The 15,672-nt window shown below is 69.4% G+C and carries 5 protein-coding genes; 4 read left to right on the forward strand and 1 reads right to left on the reverse strand.

The window, feature by feature from the left end:
* Positions 1-26: 26 nt before the first annotated feature.
* Complete coding sequence (locus V1Y59_RS00700; RefSeq protein ID WP_431309076.1) at positions 27-13,736, reverse strand: non-ribosomal peptide synthetase; 13,710 nt, start codon at positions 13,734-13,736, stop codon at positions 27-29.
* A 470-nt stretch (positions 13,737-14,206) separates the two neighbouring features.
* Here V1Y59_RS00700 and rplN point away from each other — a divergent pair, with 470 nt between their 5' ends.
* From rplN to V1Y59_RS00720, 4 genes are read left to right on the forward strand one after another with little or no spacing between them, the layout of a single operon-like run.
* A complete protein-coding gene (rplN, locus tag V1Y59_RS00705) occupies positions 14,207-14,575 on the forward strand; it encodes a 50S ribosomal protein L14 (protein ID WP_330432716.1) in 369 nt (122 codons plus the stop codon).
* A gap of 1 nt (position 14,576) precedes the next feature.
* Positions 14,577-14,894 (forward strand): 50S ribosomal protein L24, encoded by a 318-nt coding sequence (rplX, locus tag V1Y59_RS00710; protein WP_235724966.1) that lies wholly within the window; start codon positions 14,577-14,579, stop codon positions 14,892-14,894.
* A gap of 2 nt (positions 14,895-14,896) precedes the next feature.
* Positions 14,897-15,478 (forward strand): 50S ribosomal protein L5, encoded by a 582-nt coding sequence (gene rplE, locus V1Y59_RS00715; RefSeq protein WP_330432715.1) that lies wholly within the window; start codon positions 14,897-14,899, stop codon positions 15,476-15,478.
* Positions 15,478-15,663: a type Z 30S ribosomal protein S14 gene (locus V1Y59_RS00720; protein WP_160900647.1), complete on the forward strand. Its 186-nt coding sequence runs from the start codon at positions 15,478-15,480 to the stop codon at positions 15,661-15,663. The genes rplE and V1Y59_RS00720 overlap by 1 nt, the downstream gene beginning before the upstream one ends.
* The last annotated feature ends 9 nt before the right edge of the window (positions 15,664-15,672 follow it).

Raw genomic sequence — 15,672 nt, forward strand, 5'->3', positions numbered from 1 at the left:
GGTGAACATCTCTGTCGGAACGTCTTTCACGTGTTGTTCGTCTGGTGGGGCTCCCCGGATCGGTCGAGGACAGCCGAATATCCGATCACGTTCTCGGGAAGCAACATCCGGGCGTGACTGCAGTCGGCCGTCACCTCGGTGATGGTCCCGGTGATCCGGCCCGCCCAGTCACCGATCGCCGGACCACCCGGCGGCGGGTCGGCGGTGGCGGTCACGAACACGGCGTCGCCGTCGTAGGTGCGTGGTCGCCAGTCGGCGGCCAGCCCGGTGGCGGCGAGGAACGTGCGGTGGACGGCGTCGAACTCGTCGCGGCCCAGCCCGGCCAGGGGTCCGCCCGCGCCGCGGACGGCATCCCATGCCTCGTCGATGGTCGGCTCGGTCCCGTCGGCGACCTCCGCCTGCAGGCCGAACTCGGTCAACAGTTCGGCGACCGACGGGGTCTCGTCGAAACCGGGGCGGTCGGCGACGACGAACGAGTCGAGCAACGTCAGCTCGTCGACGACCTCTCCGGCCTCGCTCAATGCCACCGCCATCTCCTGGGCGATCAATCCGCCCAGCGACCACCCGAGCAGCCGGTACGGTCCCGACGGCGCCACCGCCCGGATGTGCTCGATGTATCGGGCGGCGAGCTCGGAAATGGACTGCGGTTGCGGACCGCCCGACAGCATCGGGTTCTGCAGGCCGTACACGGGTCGGCCCGGCTCGATGTGCGGCAGCAGGGAGGTGAAGCTCCACGACAGGCCGATCGCCGGGTGGATGACGAACAGCGGGCTGTCCGTGTCCTCATCGGTGTGGGCGGACGGCCGACGCAACGGCAGCAGGGTGGCGAACGGGTCGACGTCGGCCATTCCCTGAGCGCCGGTCTCGTCGTCGAGGACGGCGGCGAGTTCGGCGGGAGTCGGTGCGCCGAAAAGGGTTCCGGCACTGATGTCGCGGCCCGACAGCTCCGCCAACTTCGCGGTGACCGTGGTGGCCATCAACGAATTGCCGCCCAGGTCGAAGAACCCGTCCTCGGCGCCGACCGCGGCGACATCGATGCCGAGCACGTCGGCGAACACCGCGGCCACAGTGGACTCCGCGCCCGACCTCGGTGCGCGCGATCGGGCCGCGAAATCCGGTTCCGGCAGGGCCCGCCGATCAAGTTTGCCGACCGGGGTCAGCGGGATCTCCTCGAGCACGGTGATCGACGACGGGATCATGTGGCGCGGCAGGAGTGCGGACAGTTCCCGTCGCAGTGCCTCCGGATCGATGTCGGCACCACCCGTGGCCGTGACGTAGCTGCGGATCGTGGCGGCGGCCCCGTCGGCATTCCCGCCGTCGACGATGGTCGCGGCGAAATCGACGGTGGGCCGGGAGGCCAGTGCCTCGTCGATCTCGCCGAGCTCGACGCGGAAACCACGCACCTGCACCTGGTTGTCGCCTCGGCCGACGTAGCGGAGCCGGCCATCGGCGGTCCAGCTGACCAGGTCGCCGGTGCGGTACATCCGACGACCTGCACGATCCGGGCCGGCAACCATCGGGGCCGGAACGAATCGGGTCGAGGTCAGCTGCGGTCGTCGGTGGTAGCCGCGAGTGACCTGATCACCGACGAGGTACAACTCTCCGGTCACTCCCGGTGGGACGGGATGCAGCCGCTCGTCCAGCACCATCGCACCGACCCCGTTGTTCGGGGTGCCGATGGTGAGCTCGGTGTCGGCGCTCAGTTCCGCACTGCCGGTGGTGATTACGGTCGTCTCGGTGGGGCCGTACACGTTGATCACGCTCCGTCCGGGTGCCCAGCGTCGCACCAACTCGGTGCCGAATGCCTCACCGCCGATGGCGAGTGCCTGCAGCGTGGGGACGGCGTGGGGATCCATGGTCGCCACCGCCGCCGGGGTGATGAACGCGTGCGTCACCCCGTGCCGGTCGATGAAATCGGCGAGCGGCGCGCCGCCGTAAACATCGGTCGGCGCGACGACGAGTGTCGACGCACCGGCCGCCGCCATCAGGAACTCCAGCACCGAGGCGTCGAAGCTGGGTGAAGCGAAGTGCAGCACCCGCGACGACATGTTGGGCGCGAGACGATTCCGGAGTTCGTCACGCACCGCGGTCAGCCCGGAGTGCGGAACCAGCACGCCCTTCGGACGTCCGGTCGAGCCGGACGTGTAGATCATGTAGGCGAGCTGGTCGGTCCGGATCGGCGCGGGCAGCTCATGCGCCTGGAGCGGGGCCGGCGACGAGTGCCCGAGACGTGTGCGGACGGCCACGTCGTCGAGGACGAGGGTGGGTGTCCCGGTGTCCACCGCGGACCGGGCGTCCTCGGTCGTGATCAGCAGTCGCGCCCCGCTGTCGTCGAGCATGTGAGCGATCCGGTCCGCCGGATAGGTCGGGTCGACCGGTACGTATGCCGCTCCGGTCCGGACGATCGCCCAGATGGCCACCAGCGCGTCGATGGATCGCGGAACGGCCATCGCGACCACAGGTTCGGCCACATCGTCGGGGTGCGAGCCGATTCCGCGTCCCAGCAGCAGCCGCGCGAGCCGGTTGGCGCGGGCATCGAGCTCGGCGTAGGTGATCGATGCGTGCTCGGTGACGGCGGCCAGACCGGTCGGGTTGCGCCGGGCCGCCTCGTCGAGCAGCTCACCGAAGGTGACCGGTGTCGCTGCCGCGGGCCCGTTGCCGGGGCACAGTCGTGCGACCTCGAGCGGATCGGTGACGCGGATGTCGCCGACAGTGCGCTGTGGATCGCACATCATCGCCCGCAGCACCCGCATCAGGCGGGTGGTCAGCATCTCGACGTCGTCACGGCCGTAGCGGTCGGCGGCGTAGGAGACCTCGACCGCGGCTCCGCCCGCGTCGGAACTCATCCCGGTGACGGTGAACTGCAGATCGAACTTGGCCGTGCCGTTGTCGATCTCCGACATCTCGGCCACGAGGGAGTCGTCGACGGGCAGGGACTCGCCGTCGATGCCGTCGGCGAAGTCGTGGACCGACAACGCCACCTGGAACAGCGGGTGCCGGCCCACCTCGCGGGGCGGGTTCAGTTCGCTCACCACGTCGTCGAACGGGAGGTCGCGGTGATCGAGAGCCGCCAGATCGTCGTCACGGACCTCGGCGATCAGGTCGGCGACACTGTGATCCGGTGTGATCCGGGTGCGCAGCGCGAGGGTGTTGACGAACATCCCGACCACCTGCGAGAAGTCCGCCCCGATGCCCGCGCCGGGGGAACGGTTGGCAACCGGGGTGCCCAACACCACGTCACTGCCCACCCCCATGCGGTGCAACAGGATCGCCAGCGCGCAGTGCAGCGCCGAGAACGCGGTGGTGCGATGGTCGCCGACGAACTGTGCGAGTCCGTCGCGGATGTCGTCGTCGATCGCCACCGTGATCGTGGCACCCCGGTCGGTGTCGGTGTCGGTGTCGCTCTCGGTGCCGTGGATCGTCGGCGGGAGCGTGGTCTCCGCCGGGGCATCGGCGAGCCGTTCGACCCAGTAGCCGATGTCGTCGCGTGACGTCTCCTGCGCCGCCATGTGGTGCGCAAAGTCGCGGAAGTCGACCTCGGCGGGCTGCCACGTCTCGGTGCGGCCGGCGAGGCGTTCGCGATAGGCGGTCATCAGGTCACCGACGAGCACGGGCAGTGACGCACCGTCGGCGGCGATGTGGTGGATCGCCATGACGAGCACGTGCTCGTTGGGTCCCGCGGCGGTGAGGGCCACGCGCAGCGGCGCATCCGCGGTCAGATCGAAGGGGCGACGGGCGATCTCGTCGGCGACTCCGGCCGGGTCCGCGTGGCGGTGCACGCGCAGCGCACCGACCACGTCCTCGGCGTCGTCGAGGACGATCCCGACCGGCTGACCGTCGCGCACCGGGTACACCGTCCGCAGCGCGGCGTGCCGGGAGACGACGTCCACCACGGCGCCGTGCACGGCCTCGACCGAGAGTTCGCCGGTGAGCCGCAAGGCGAACGGGATCGTGTACTGCGCGGAGTCCGGGACGGCGCGGGTCAGCGACCAGAGGCGGCGCTGTACCGGTGCCAGCGGCACGGTGGACGAACGCTCGGTGGATCGGAACTCCGCGGATGGTGTTGCCGGGACTGCGGTCTCGCCGTCCGACGCCTGGTCGACGGGATCGATGCGGCCGGCGAGATCGGACACCGTGGGGTGGTCGAAGATCGCCCGGACCCGCAGCGGGTCTCCGCGATGCACGTGATTGAGGCGACTGGTGAGGGTGGTCGCCTGCAGCGACGTACCGCCGAGGGTGAAGAAGTCGTCGTCGGCGGAGACGTCCTCGTGACCGAGTACGTCGGCGAACACCTGCGCGACCACCTGTTCGGCCCGGGTGTGTGGTGCACGGCCGGCGTGTGGTCGGGCTGTCGTGGTCGGCGTGGGCAACGCCTTGCGGTCGAGCTTTCCGTTCGCGGTCAACGGGATGGCGTCGATCACCGTCACCGACGCCGGAACCATCTGTGCGGGCAGGCGCCCGCGGATCGCGTTCACGATCTCGGTTCCGTCCGGCCGGTCGGCCGCTGCCAGATCCGCGTGCAGCGTGACATATCCGGCGAGGACGGCGTCGGCGCCGCTGCCGGAGACAAGAGTGGTCGACCAGTCCACGGCGGGATGGCGACCGAGTGCGGACGACACCTCGCCCAACTCGATCCGGAAGCCACGGACCTTGACCTGGTTGTCGCTGCGGCCGTGGTAGATCAGTGCACCGTCGGGCCGGCGGCTGACGATGTCGCCGGTGCGGTACATGACCGCACCGTCGCCGGCCGGCGCCGCGACGAAACGGGTCGCGGTGAGGTCTCTGCGGTTCAGGTACCCACGCGCCACGCCGGGTCCGGTCAGGTAGAGCTCGCCGGGCACACGTTCGGGCAGCGGACGGAGGCGGTGATCGAGCACGAATGCGGTCATGCCGTCGACGGGTGTGCCGATGGTGATCTCGTCGCCCGGCGACAACGGGTCCGACATGGTGGAGACGATCGTGGTCTCGGTGGGGCCGTAGCAGTTCAGGTAGCGGCGTCCGGGTGCCCAACGCGCGACGACCTCCGGCGGTGATGCCTCGCCGCCCACCGCCACGGTCTCCAGGGCCGGTAGGTCGCGGGGTGCGGCGGCGGCCAGCGCCGCGGGCGTGATGAAGGCGTGGGTCACCGCCTTGTCGGCGAGCAGGTCGGTCAGTTCGTCGCCGCCGTACACGGTCGGCGGCGCGATGACCATCGTCGCGCCCGCGTCGACGGCGAGCAGCAGCTCGAGCATCGCCGCGTCGAAACTCGGCGACGCGAAGTGCAGGGTGCGGCTGTCCGCGGTGACACCGTGACGGGCGGTCTGCTCGGCGGCGAACCCGGCAAGCCCGCGATGGGGGACCGAGACACCCTTGGGTGCGCCGGTGGACCCGGAGGTGTAGATGACGTACGCGGTGCTGTCGAGATGACCGGGCCGCGTACTGCCGCGGGTCGACCGGGTGGCGCCGGCGTCCAGTGTCGCCGGGCTCACCCACCAGATATGTTGGGGCAGTTCGCCGAAGCGTTCCGCGGCGGTGATGCCGAGAAGTGCGCCGGAATCCTCGAGCATGTGGGCGACCCGTTCGGCAGGATATCCCGGATCGATCGGCAGGGCCGCAGCACCGGCCTTCGCGACCGCCCACACCGCGGTCACCGAGTCGACCGATCGTTCGAGGGCCACCCCGATGACGTCGTCGGTGCCGATCCCCAATCCGGTCATGTGGCGGGCCCATGTGTCGGCGCGCCGGTCGAGGTCACGGTAGGTGATGGTGTCCCGGCCGTTCTCGACGGCGATCCGGTCCGGGTGCCGATCGGCGGCGGCCTCGAGAATGTCGGCGAGATGGCGTGGCCGGGTGGCGGCCTCGGCGATGGCGGCGCTGCGGGTGACCACGGTGTGGTCATCGATGCGTCGATCGGGATCGGCGACGACCTGCCAGGCCAGCGAGACGAAGGCGTCGGCGATGGTCTGCACCCGGGCGCGGCTCAACACGTCGCCGGCATAGGTGAACCGGGCGCGGTCGCCGCGGATGCGCAGCTCGAGGTCGAACCGTGCCGAACCCGTCTCGACCTCTTCCGGAGTCACCTGCAGTCCGTCGAGTCCGATCCGATGACCGGCCGTCCGGCCGTCGTCGGCGTCGGCGTCGAAGGCGAGCACGATGCCGAACAGCGGATGACGTTCGGTGCGAGGAGGATTGACCGCTGCGACGACCTGCTCGAACGGAAGGTCGGACTGTGACAGGGCCTCGAGGTCGCTGCGACGCACCGTGTCGAGCAGCTCGCCGAAGGACACCGACCCGTCGACCGGGGTGCGCAGCACCACCGAGTTGACGAACATTCCCACCAGGTCGGACAACCGGGGATCGTTGCGTCCCGCGACGGGCGTGCCGACGACGATGTCGGCGGCGTCGCCACCCACATGCACGTCGGGATCGGAGTGCAGGCGCCGCAGCAGCGCGGCGAAGACGGCGTGCACAGCCATGAATTCGGTTGCCTGGCCGTCGGCCAGGTCCCGCAGCCGAGCACGCAGATCGGTGCCGAACTCCACCTCGACGACGCCGGTGGTGGCGTGCGTGGCGGGGTCCGGTCGGTCGGGGAGCAGGGCGGGGGCGGCGTCGATCCCGTCGAGTTCGCGGCGCCACCATGCGGCGAGCTCGGCCTGCCGCGTGCCGTCCTGCCCGTCCTCGGTGTGGTCGTGTCCGGGCTGGATCGACAGCCCGCGTGCGGGGTCGACCCCGAGGTTCTCGGCCTGCCACCGCAGATAGTCGCGGTAGCCGACCGACAGCGGTTCCTGGCCTGGTGACCGACCGTGGCGCAGGTCCGCATACGCCCCGGCGATGTCACGCGCCAGCGGCGTCATCGACCAACCATCGGCCGCGATGTGGTGCACGACGATGGTCAATTTGTGGTGTGGCCCGGCATCATCGGCACCCGGTTCGGCCTCCGCGCCGACGATGCGGTGCAACGCGATCCGCAACGGCGCCTCGGTCGTGAGGTCGAACCCGGTGGTCGCCAGCCGACGGGATTGGGTGCGCCATCCGGACGGATCGGTTGTCTGCGCGATGAGCGGTGCGACGACGTCCTCGGCGGGACGCACGACCATCTCGGGTAGTCCGTCGCGGTCGGGATAGACGGTGCGCAGCGGCTCATGCCGCCCCACCGCGTGCAGCACGGCCCCCGACAGCGCGTCGACGTCGAGCTCGCCGCGGAGATCGAGCGCGAACGCGATGTTGTACGCGCTCGCCGAGGACGTCGGTTGTGCGGCTCCGTCGGCGGACTCGGAGTGTGCGAGCCGGTTCAGGAACCACAACTGCTGCTGGGCCGGCCCGGGGGCCACCTCGGTGTCCGGATCGTGTCGCAAGGGTGTCAACCCGCGGACCTTCTCTGCCGCACCGACGGTTTCCGTCGATGTGCCGGCGGCGAGGCGCGCCAGTGCCGCCACGGACGGATATTCGAAGATGTCGCGCACCGAGATTCGACGGCCGGCGATCTCCTCGAGCCCGGAGAGGAGCTGCGTCGCCGACAGCGAGTTGCCGCCGAGATCGAAGAAGTCGTGATCGCGCCCGACATCGGTGCCGTCGACGTCGAGATGCTCGGCGAACAGGGCGGCGACCGCCTGCTCTGCCGGCGTCTGCGGCGCCACGAATCGGGTCCCGGCGTCGACCACGGGTCCCGGGTCGGGGAGGGCGCGCATGTCGACCTTGCCGATGGGCGTCGTGGGGATCTCGTCGAGCACGACGATGGCCGACGGGATCATGTGCCGGGGCAGTCGGCCGCCGAGTCGATCACGCACCGCTGCAACGAGTTCACCGTCGGTGCCGCGGGCGGCGTCGCTTCTCGTGACGTACGCGACCAGGCGTGCCTCGGCGGCCGGGCCATGGGTGGTGGTGACGGCGGCCGCGACGACGTCGTCGCTGACCAGCGCCGCATCGATCTCACCCAGTTCGATGCGGTGTCCGCGGATCTTGATCTGGTGATCGGCGCGGCCGCGGAACTCCAACCGGCGACCGGCGGGGGCCGCTGTGTCGCCCGTCCACCGCGCCAGGTCACCGGTGCGGTACATACGGTCACCTGGGTCGCCGAAGGGGTTGGCCACGAACCGCTTTGACGTCAGCGGCCGAACGCCGTGGTAGCCCCGGGCCAGGTGCGGCCCGGCGATGTAGAGTTCGCCGACCGCGCCCGGTGCGACCGGCTGCAGACGTTCGTCGAGCACCATCGCGGCGATACCCCGGATCGGGCGGCCGATGGTCAGCACCTCGTCGGTGGGGTCGATGTCGCCCGACATCGTCGCGACGACGGTTGTCTCCGTCGGGCCGTACGCGTTGAACAGCGCACGACCCGCCGACCAGCGGCGGACGGCCTCGGGATTGGGATGCTCGCCACCGATGACCAGCGTGCGCAGCTCGGGCAGCTGATCGGGCTCCATTGTGGTCAGTAGCGACGGTGTGAGGAACGCGTGGGTGATGCGCCGCACCCGGAGGAACTCGGCCAGGTCGTTTCCGCCGACGACACCGGGCGGCACGATGTGCATCGTCGCCGCGGCCGACACCGCCATCAGCAGTTCGAGCACCGACGCGTCGAAGCTGGGGGACGCCAACTGTAGGGTGCGGCTGTCGGGACCGAGGCCGAAGGCGCTTACCTCTTCGGCGGCGAAGTCGGCGATGCCGCGATGGTTGACCACGACCCCCTTCGGTCGGCCCGTGGTCCCCGATGTGTAGATCAGGTAGGCGGGATGGTCGACGTCGAGCGGTCCGAGGCGCTCGTCGTCGGCGAGCGGGGTGGGCGAAAGTCGGTCCAGTTCGGCGACGACGGCGTCGTCGTCGAGCCGGAGTGTCGTGGCGGTCTGCACGCCCGGATCGCTGACGCGGTCGGTGATCACCAGGTCCGCGCCGGAGTCGGTCATCATGAAGTCGATGCGCTCCGACGGGTATTCCGGATCGACCGGCACCCAGGCAGCCCCGGTCCGGGCGATGGCCCACAGCGTCACGATCCAGTCGACGCCTCTCGGCATCGACACGGCGACGAAGCGTTCCGGACCTGCCCCGTGCGCGATCAGCAGGCGTGCCAGCCGGTTGGCCGTTGCGTCGAGCGAACGGTAGGTCAGCGTGCGGGTGCCGTCGGTGACGGCCGAGCGCTGCGGCTCCGCGTTCGCGGCAGCCGCCAGAATCCGCGTCAGGTGCGCCACCGGGCGCCCTCCGGCGCCGACCGCGGGCACGAGGTCGAGACGCTCGACCGGCTCGAGCAGGGACACGTCGCCGATCACGACGTACGGGTCGTCGGCGACCGCGCGGATCAGCCGACGCAGCCGCGCCGCGACCGCGGTGACCGTCGACCGGTCGAACAGTGCTGCGGCATAGCCAATCTCGATCGCGATTCCACCCGGGCCGCCGTCGGCGGAGTGATGTTCGGTGAACGTGAACTGCAGATCGAACTTGGTGTGTCCGGTGTCGACACGGGATGCCGTGGCCGAGAGGTCGGCGAACTCGAGGTCGATCGCGGTGCTGTCCTCGACGGCGACCGACACCTGGAACAACGGATGGGTGTTCCCGCGCTGCGGGTTGAGTTCGGTGACCAGTCGGTCGAAGGGTAGGTCGGCATGGTCGAACGCGGCGAGATCACGGTCGCGGACGTGTGCCAGAAGGTCGGTGAACGAGCCGTCTTTGGAGACGTCGGTGCGCAGCACGACGGTGTTGACGAACATGCCGACCATCGCATCGGCCTCCGGATCGCCACGCCCGGACACCGGTGTGCCGACCGCGATGTCGGAGCTGCGGCCCATGGTGCGCAACAGGGCGGCGACCAGGGCGTGCGACGCCATGAAGACCGTCGAGTCGTGGTCGTCGGCGATGTCGCGGATCCGGCGGTGAGTGGCCGCGTCGACACCGGTGTGCACGGTACCGCCGGCCGCATCCGGTACGCGGGGGCGCGGCCGGTCGAACGGCAGCTCCGTCTCGCCGGGCAGACCGGCGAGTTCGTCGGTCCAGAACGCGAGATCGTCGTCGGCGGTCGTCTCGAGTTCCGCGTGGCGGCGCGCGCTCACCTGCGAGTAGGTCAGCGGTAGCGGTTCGAGATCCCCGGCGGTGCCGTCGCGGCGGGCGCGGTAGGCGTGTGCCAGGTCGCCGGCGAGCGGCGCCAGTGACCAGCCGTCTGCCGCGATGTGGTGGATCACGACGGTGAGGTGGTGGTCGTCGTCGCCGGTGGTGACGATGCGTGCCCGGATCGGCATGTCCCGGACCAGATCGAATGGGGCCGAGGCGAAGTCGCCGACCGGCCCTGCGTCGTCGGCGGTCAGGACGGGGATCTGCAGATCGACGTCGGCGGGGTCGATCACGTCGGCGTACGGGCTGCCGGCCACCTCGACGACGCGGGTCCGCAGCGGTTCGTGACGCGTGACGACGTCGCGCAGCGCCGCGGTGAGTGCGTCGGTGTCGAGCCGTCCCACCAGGCGCACCGTGAACGGGATGTTGTAGGTGGCCGCATCGGTGGTGTCCATCCGGTTGGTCAGCCACAGCCGCGTGGCCGCGGGCGACAGCGGTACCGGTCCCGTCGGCGCCGCTGCGGTGGACGCCTCGGCCTCATCGGCGCGGGTGGTTCGGTCGACGGTGTCGGACACACCCAGATCGCGCAGTGCGGTGGCGATGTCGGCGATGTCGGCGGCGTCGAAGATGGTTCGGATGCCCACCCGTTGACCGGTCGCCCGGGACAGGCGCGCGGACACGCGAGTCGCCGACAGCGAGTTGCCGCCGAGGTCGAAGAAGCTGTCCGACATCGAGATGTCGGTGGCACCGACGACGGTGGCGACGGTGTCGGCCACCAGCTCCTGCAACGGCGTCTCCGGTGGGATGCGGTCGGTGCCGACGGGCCGTTGCGGCGCCGGCAAGGCGCGACGATCGAGTTTGCCGTTGGCGGTGGTGGGCAGGTCGTCGAGCACCATCACGGCCGTCGGGACCATGTGTTCGGGGAGCCGGTCGGCGAGTTCGGCGCGTAGGTTGCGGTCGTGGAGGTCGTCGTGGCCGATCACGTACCCGGCGATCGCGTCGGAGTCGGCGACGAGGTCGTCGCGGACGAGTACGGCGGCGGCCCGAACACCCCGCAACGTGCTGAGCGCGGCCTCGATCTCGCCGAGCTCGACGCGCTGACCGCGGATCTTGACCTGGGAGTCGCTGCGGCCGAGATAGTCCAGCTCGCCGTCGGGGCGACGACGGACGAGATCGCCGGTGCGGTACAGCCGTTCACCGCCCCCCTCCGGGGCCGCGACGAAACGCGAGGCCGTCAGGTCCGGTCGATCGACGTAGCCGCGGGCGAGCTGTACACCGCCGAGATAGAGTTCGCCGATCGCGCCGACCGGTTGCGGCCGCAGGCGGTGGTCGAGGACATGGGTGCTGGTGTTCCAGACCGGAGAACCGATCGGAACGTTGACGGCGTCGGTGCCGCAACGGTCGTGGAAGGTCACGTCGATCGCCGCTTCGGTGGGGCCGTACAGATTGTGGATCGGGGCGTCGGACAGTGTCCCGGCCGCCGCGACGGTTTCCGCGGTGAGCGCCTCACCGCTGGTGAAGATCTGTCGCACCGAGACCAGGTCCGAACGTGCCGGTCCCTGGTCGTCGGAGTGTGCGGCGGCGAACGTCGACAGCATGGACGGGACGAAATGCATCGTCGTGATCCGGTGGGTGGCGATCGCGTCGCGCAGGTACCACGGATCGCGGTGTCCGTCGGCGCGCGGAACCACCAGCGTGGCGCCGGAGATCAACGGCCAGAAGAACTCCCACACCGACACGTCGAACGTGGCGGGTGTCTTCTGCAGGACCCGGTCGTCAGTGGTCAGCGGGTAGCGGGCCTGCATCCACTGCAGGCGGTTGACGATCGACCGGTGGGAGATCATGACGCCCTTGGGCTTTCCGGTGGACCCCGACGTGAACAGGACGTAGGCGGGGTGGTCGCCGTGGACCGACTCGCGTATCCGCCGGCGAGTCGCCCGGGTCTCGCGAAGCGACGACCCCGACGTCGACAACTCGTCGAGTCCCACAATCCCGGTGTTCGTGGCGGCGACCGGGGGGACGAACGCATCGTCGGCGATCACCAGCGCGGGTTGCGCCGTCGTCAGGATGTGCGTGAGTCGTTCGGCCGGTTCGTGGGGGTCGATCGGCAGGAATGCGGCGCCGGCGCGGATGGTTGCGTGCAATCCGATGACCTGGTCGATGCTGCGGGGCAGGGCGACGCCGACCACGCTCTCCGGCCCGATGCCGCGTGCACGTAGCCGGGCGGCGACCGCCTCGGCGCGCGCGGTCAGATCGGCGTAACTGAGCGCGGTGCCGCTGTCCGGGCTGTCGCCGACGAGTGCTGGGCACTCACCGTTGCGCCCAGCGGCATCGGCGAGCAGGTCGAGAAGGGTGGTTGCGCCGGGGTCGGTGTCCTCACCGTGCGTGTCGCGTCGGATCGTTTCGGCTTCCTCGGCGTCCATCACCTCGACGTCGGCGACCGCCGTCGTGGCCTCGGCGGTGACGAACCGCTCGATGAACGCGACGATGCGCTCGTGGTGCGTTCGGATCTCCCAGGGGGAGTAGACGTTCGGGTTGGCCTCCAGGTCCAGACGCATCCCGCCGGTGAATCCGTCGTAGACGTTGACCGACGCGTCCTCCACCGGTCCGGTGGACAGCACGTTGAGTTCACCGCGCAAGTCGCCGAAGTCGATGTGCTCGAAGAACAGCATCACGTTGACCATCGGCCCGAAGAACCCGCGTCGGCCGCTGGGGGAACCCAGAACTCGGGCGGTGATGTCCTCGTGCCGGAACCGCTGGTGCGCGACAGCCTGTTTGATCTCGCGGTTCACCGACCCGAGCAGATCGGCGACGGTGACCGGTGTGCCATCGTCATCGGCGAGGTTCGCCCGCACCGGAACGACGTTGGAGGTGAGTCCGGCGGAGGTCCGCAGGATGTCGCGGTCGCGGGCCGCCATCGGCAAGCTGAGCATAGTGTCGTCGCGGTCGTTCAGCCGGCCGAGATAAGCAGCCACCGCGGCGGTGATCACCGATGCGGGGCGGACGCGGTGTGCGGAGGCGAGCCCGCGAATCCGGGCGACGAGTTCGGCCGGCAGCGTGTGCGCGCGGACGGTCGCCGTCGGCGCCGCCGCGGCGGTGTGCGACGACAAGGACGTGACCTCGGCGAACTCGCCCGACTCGTCGAGCAGGGTGGCCGACCAGTGGGCCTGGTCATTCTCGAACGCGTCCGACGATCGGTACTCGGCGTCGAAATCGGCGATGTCGGCCATCGAGGCGATGTCGGCCGGCGGCACGTCGCTGCCGTCCGTCATCGCGGTGTAGTGCTGTGCGACCCGCACCATCATGTACATGGCCGCATAGCCGTCGAACGCCAGATGGTGGCCCCAGCAGTACCAGATGTGATGACGGTCGCCGAGCCGAAGCAGATGGGTTTCCAGCAGCGGGTCGCCGAACAGATCGGTGCTCTGGGCTCGATGGTGATCGATCCACTCCATCGCGGCCGCGCGCGGGTCCGGGGCGTCGGAGAAGTCCCGGCGACCCAGCGCAACAGTGCGGGTGCGGTCGACCGTCACTCGTGGCTCGTCGTCGTCGGTGGGGACGAGACGCAACAGACCCGACTCGGTCTCGCGGCATGTCGCCGCGACGGCGCGCTCCATCACGTCGGCATCGACGTCGTCGTGGAACTCGGCGAACGCCGCAACCGCCATCGGAACCTCGGGCTCGAGTTGCTGGGCGTAGTAGATCCCGCGTTGCGCAGCGGTCATCGGCAATGCCGCGTCGGTCCGGGCCGCGTCGGTCCGGGCCGGATCGGTCCGATCGGTGTGGGCGTCGGTCCGGATGGCGTCGTCGGTGGTCACGCAGTCCTCCCTCGTCTCGGCGGTGTGGTCGGCCGGGTGGCCGGTCACGGTGGCCGTCTGTGGGTGCTTCGCGTGTCGTCAGATCGCAGATTGGTCTCGATCCGATTGCCGCCCGATGCCGGGGGCGCGAAGTAGCATCGCCGACGGAACCCCGAATTGCGCCGACAGCATCGGGGATTTTGTCCCCACCTGCGGATTCCCCTACACTTGTGGGGTTGCCTGCGGCATTGACGTGCCGCAAATCGGCTCGCGAACCCACTGGGATGGCCGTCGGAAGACGAAAACCCCAGGCAGGCGCGTGTCCGGTGGGCAGCGGACCGTGTGCGTCGGGTCGGCAATCCGGCGGACATCAACATCCAGGTCAAGGAGATTGACGAGTGATTCAGCAGGAATCTCGCCTGCGGGTCGCCGACAACACCGGTGCGAAGGAAATCCTCTGCATCCGCGTGTTGGGCGGTTCCTCGCGGCGCTACGCCGGCATTGGTGACGTCATCGTCGCCACTGTCAAGGACGCCATCCCGGGCGGCAACGTCAAAAAGGGAGAGGTCGTCAAGGCGGTCATCGTGCGCACCACCAAGGAGCGCCGTCGTCCGGACGGAAGCTACATCCGTTTCGACGAGAACGCCGCCGTCATCCTCCGCGGTGAGAGCGATCCCCGCGGAACCCGCATCTTCGGCCCGGTCGGCCGTGAGCTGCGTGAGAAGAAGTTCATGAAGATCGTGTCGCTGGCACCGGAGGTGATCTGACATGAAGGTGCACAAGGGTGACACCGTGATCGTCATCTCGGGCAAGGACAAGGGCGCCAAGGGCAAGGTCATCCAGGCCTTCCCGCAGGAGCAGCGAGTCCTGGTCGAGGGCGTCAACCGCATCAAGAAGCACACCGCCGCCTCGGCCAACGAGCGTGGCGCATCCTCCGGCGGCATCGTGACCCAGGAAGCCCCGATCCACGTGTCGAACGTGATGGTCGTGGACTCTGACGGAAACCCGACCCGCGTGGGCTACCGCGTGGACGAGGAATCCGGCAAGAAGGTCCGTATTTCCCGCAAGAACGGGAAGGACATCTGATCATGACTTCTACTGAGATCAAGACCCCACCGCGCCTGAAGACTCGCTACCGCGAGGAGATCAAGGACGCGCTCAACACCGAGTTCGACTACGCCAACGTCATGCAGATCCCCGGCGTGGTCAAGGTCGTCGTCAACATGGGTGTCGGCGACGCCGCCCGCGACGCCAAGCTCATCAACGGTGCCGTCGAGGACCTCGCGCTGATCACCGGTCAGCGTCCGGAGATCCGGCGCGCCCGCAAGTCCATCGCGCAGTTCAAGCTGCGTGAGGGCATGCCGATCGGTGCCCGTGCGACGCTGCGCGGTGACCGGATGTGGGAGTTCCTGGACCGTCTCGTGTCCATCGCCCTTCCGCGTATCCGCGACTTCCGTGGCCTCTCGGACCGCCAGTTCGACGGCAACGGCAACTACACGTTCGGCCTCAACGAGCAGTCGATGTTCCACGAGATCAACATCGACAAGATCGACCGGCCGCGCGGTATGGACATCACCGTCGTGACCTCGGCGACCACCGACGAGGAAGGCCGTGCGCTGCTGCGTCACCTGGGCTTCCCGTTCAAAGACAACTCCGTGAAGGACAACTGATGGCAAAGAAGGCTCTGGTCAACAAGGCCAACAAGAAGCCCAAGTTCGCCGTGCGGGCCTACACCCGGTGCAACAAGTGCGGCCGTCCGCACTCGGTGTTCCGCAAGTTCGGTCTGTGCCGTGTGTGCCTGCGCGACATGGCACACGCCGGTGAGCTCCCGGGTGTGCAGAAGTCCAGCTGGTGACACCTCCGA

It is taken from the genome of Gordonia prachuapensis, assembly GCF_036350515.1.
Taxonomy (GTDB): domain Bacteria; phylum Actinomycetota; class Actinomycetes; order Mycobacteriales; family Mycobacteriaceae; genus Gordonia; species Gordonia prachuapensis.

What these genes read in the sequence shown, in the direction of transcription:
- V1Y59_RS00700 (WP_431309076.1), bottom strand. Translation starts at nt 13,736, where the DNA reads ATGACCGCTGCGCAACGCGGGATCTACTACGCCCAGCAACTCGAGCCC.
- rplX (WP_235724966.1), top strand. Translation starts at nt 14,577, where the DNA reads ATGAAGGTGCACAAGGGTGACACCGTGATCGTCATCTCGGGCAAGGAC.
- rplE (WP_330432715.1), top strand. Translation starts at nt 14,897, where the DNA reads ATGACTTCTACTGAGATCAAGACCCCACCGCGCCTGAAGACTCGCTAC.
- V1Y59_RS00720 (WP_160900647.1), top strand. Translation starts at nt 15,478, where the DNA reads ATGGCAAAGAAGGCTCTGGTCAACAAGGCCAACAAGAAGCCCAAGTTC.